At 38.7% G+C, this 3099-nt stretch carries 3 protein-coding genes; 1 reads left to right on the top strand and 2 read right to left on the bottom strand.

The window, feature by feature from the left end; translation table 11 throughout:
• Positions 1-144 precede the first annotated feature (144 nt).
• The gene (locus tag QM629_RS00835) at positions 145-588 is read right to left on the bottom strand and encodes a hypothetical protein (RefSeq protein ID WP_415156206.1); all 444 of its coding nucleotides are present in this window, start codon (positions 586-588) and stop codon (positions 145-147) included.
• A gap of 413 nt (positions 589-1001) precedes the next feature.
• Between QM629_RS00835 and QM629_RS00830 the strand changes: the two genes are divergently transcribed.
• Positions 1002-1313: a helix-turn-helix transcriptional regulator gene (locus QM629_RS00830; RefSeq protein ID WP_415156204.1), complete on the top strand. Its 312-nt coding sequence runs from the start codon at positions 1002-1004 to the stop codon at positions 1311-1313.
• Between the two features lie 363 nt (positions 1314-1676).
• Here the strand turns inward: QM629_RS00830 and QM629_RS00825 are convergent, their stop codons facing one another.
• The gene (locus QM629_RS00825) at positions 1677-2837 is read right to left on the bottom strand and encodes a site-specific integrase (protein ID WP_415156202.1); all 1161 of its coding nucleotides are present in this window, start codon (positions 2835-2837) and stop codon (positions 1677-1679) included.
• Positions 2838-3099 lie beyond the last annotated feature (262 nt).

The raw sequence follows: 3099 nt of genomic DNA, 5'->3' as shown, positions 1-3099 counted from the left end.
TAAAAATTGTCGATTGTCTTGAGATTCTCTACCGATTTTAAATAGTCGTTGAATAATTCCTGTGCTGTTGGCATAATGTTCGTCTTTGTAACAAAGGTACGAAGCAGAAAAAAATGTTATGCACCCATTCATGGTTAGTCTTTTTTATAAATGTTGACGCCTGGTTTTGCGAAACCATTTTTTAAACCACCAGGTTTGGTGCTTATCCCTCCATTTGGCGTATCGGTCTACCATTTTACCATTGCTTTCTCGTGGAAACAGCATACCTACTGCATCCATTTCCTTAAAAATCTGGCGGATGTTGGCTTCCGTATAATGCTCCTGCCCGTAGCCGTGTGCAATAAAATAGTTAATGAGGTGTTCTTTGGCAGTGTCCCTACCCTCACGGTTCCAGCTGCCGCAGGACAGGTTATCCATAAAGTCTGTTAGAACCTCCAGGGGCTTTACACCCATCAGGCGGCAGAGCAGCAGAAATGGATATGGGAGAATAAAGTTGAAATCAGCAAAGCGCTCATAAGCCCCGGTTTGCCATTTTAGTTCCGGCTTGGGCTTGCGTTGGGGTTGTTTGCGGGTGGTTGTCTTTTGCATGGCGAAGCATTTAAAGGTGAGAAATGTGCAAGCAGACCAACCGGCGGCGCATAAAAAAGACGTGGGTTGGTCCTTAATGATTCTGAGGGTTACGACACCCCTGATCTCAAATAAGAACGCCCACGCCTGAACCTTAAAAATAAGGAAAACGCGAGCGATTTACCTTATCCTCCCGAGATCAGTGATTTGTCGTAATTTCAGAATCGGGAATAAAGCAAATACGCTTTTATACGTTATTGTATAATTTTCTATGTCATAAAGAATTTTTTATAAAATTGTTATGCAATATAACACAATTGTTACATAATAACAATTTTATTTTTTACAATAACTCTTTTAGATAAAAATCAATTTGCTGCAATCCTGTAAATTGTGTTCTATAAGAACAATTTATTTACCCGATGAGTAAAATAATGACCCCTAAAAGAAAATCCGCCCATCTGGTCATGAACAGGCTGGCTGTTGTTTTAAAAGAGGAGCGGGTTTCTAATAAGGATCTTGCGGAAGCGTTAGGTTATGAACCGGCAACCGTTTCCAAATGGGCTACAAATACCATACAACCCCCGCTTGCTACCTTCTTTCGTATTGCGCTCACCATCAACCGAGACCTGAAAGATTTTTTTATTTCTTCTAAAGACATTGATGGAGAGGAGAAGAAAAAGGTGCTTAAGGAGTTGGCGGTGATTGCGGAAAAGGGCAAACGGACGGGGAAGGGGAAAAAGTAGATTGGGGCACTGGAGAAAATGAAATAGGTTTTTACTTTTGATTATTACCCTTGCGATAAAACCCGTCCGTGCATTTATATTCAATTTTCTGTTTTTAAGTACCGCTTAAATAGGTGTTATTTATAATTATCAATGCAGGAAGATGTCGGCGTGATTACAAATTAAAACTGAATGAAGTTGATGCGATCCCATATCGAAGCATGGGTCATCGCAAATGAGCGCAGTGTTACAAGCTAAACGATCTGTCTATTAATAAACTTCTACAGATAAATAGCCTGAAAGCACTTTCTCAAATACCCGGAATACGGCTGTAGGACTAAGTTTTAATTGATCGCAGAAAAAATTAAACTTCACATAACAAGACTATAAAAGATCCCATTTGAGCATTTCCCTTTCTTTAACATTATCCACTATTTTTGCATAAACCTGCGTTGTTCTAAGATTGGTGTGTCCCAGTAGCTTGCTGACTACCTCGATAGGGATTCCCAGGGTGATAGATACCGTAGCAAATGTATGCCTCGCAACATGGCAGGTAAGCTTTTTTGGAATGTCAAATCGTTTCCCAATTTGTTTCAATATTCGATTAGTCACTTTGTTACAATAAATACGAAACACAGGCTGGGTGCCAGAACCTAAAGTTGCAGGCAGGAGTTGAGTAGCTTTTTGGGTTAACGGAATGGTAACCAGATATCCGGTTTTGTGCATTTTTATTTTTACTTTATTATCACTTATTGCATTAGCTTGAAGAGATTTGAGGTCTGAATACCGTAACCCTGTATAACAAGAAAAAAGGAAATACTGCAATACTTGTTTCTCAATTGGCTTAGTTACTTCTCCAGAGAAATAGGCTTTCGATAACTTCCCAAGTTCTTCCGGATTCAAAAAATCCCGTTTACCATCTACCTTTTTAATGGTAATAAATTGGAACGGATTAATCTTCATGTATTTGTAGCGTAGCGCTATATTGACAAAGGTTCTTAATGATCTCAGGCTCTTGCTTGCCGTATTTTCATTATTACATAAAGTATGGATCATGTAACTATGATAGTCGTTAATAAATTTCTCTGTTATATCCGAGAACATCACCTTTTTCTTAAACTTCAGAAGCTTCGTAATTTGAGATTTATAACTAAACCAAGATTCAAGCCGTAATCGGGGCCTATTTTCATTAAGATAATTTAAAATATAATCGGTGAAATTTCCATCTTCGTAGGTCGCTGAAATCATTTGATCTTTGAACTGTTGCAGTGTCAAGGCTGTTTCGTTTTGTACAAAACTGTTGACCAGTAGTTTCATAGCCTTTTTATCATAGGCTTCCAGAATGGTATTATACCGTTCATGAAGCCTGTTTCTTCGCTTTACACGTTGAAGGTTGACTGACCAATCCTTGCCTGTAAGCGTTACGGAGGTGGCAATTTCAATTTTTCTTCCGCTTTGAAAGGCCCGAAAATAGACGGGATGAAGCCCCATTTTGTTTAGATTTGGCTTAAGCACAAAGCCGTACGTAATTTTTTGATTCATCATTGTGAAGTATTTATGAAGTGAAAAATAGTATTTTAAGACTGATTTGTTTTCCTAAGCCATCATTTATCAAGGGGTTATAAAACTTTCAGAGGGAATGGGAAATCCATTTCCCCTGAAAGAAAATTCCAGCAAAAGTTTTATCGGTAGTTATGTGTTAGGAATGGGTTTCGTGTTGACCACGGAACAGGCAGCAACACTGATTGCCAAAGATCCACGGAATAAGGAAGTGTTATTCCCTTACTTAAATGGGGATGATCTGAAC

The organism is Parafilimonas sp. (assembly GCF_047606085.1).
Classification (GTDB): domain Bacteria; phylum Bacteroidota; class Bacteroidia; order Chitinophagales; family Chitinophagaceae; genus Parafilimonas.
This window is presented reverse-complemented; position numbering and strand designations above follow the sequence as displayed.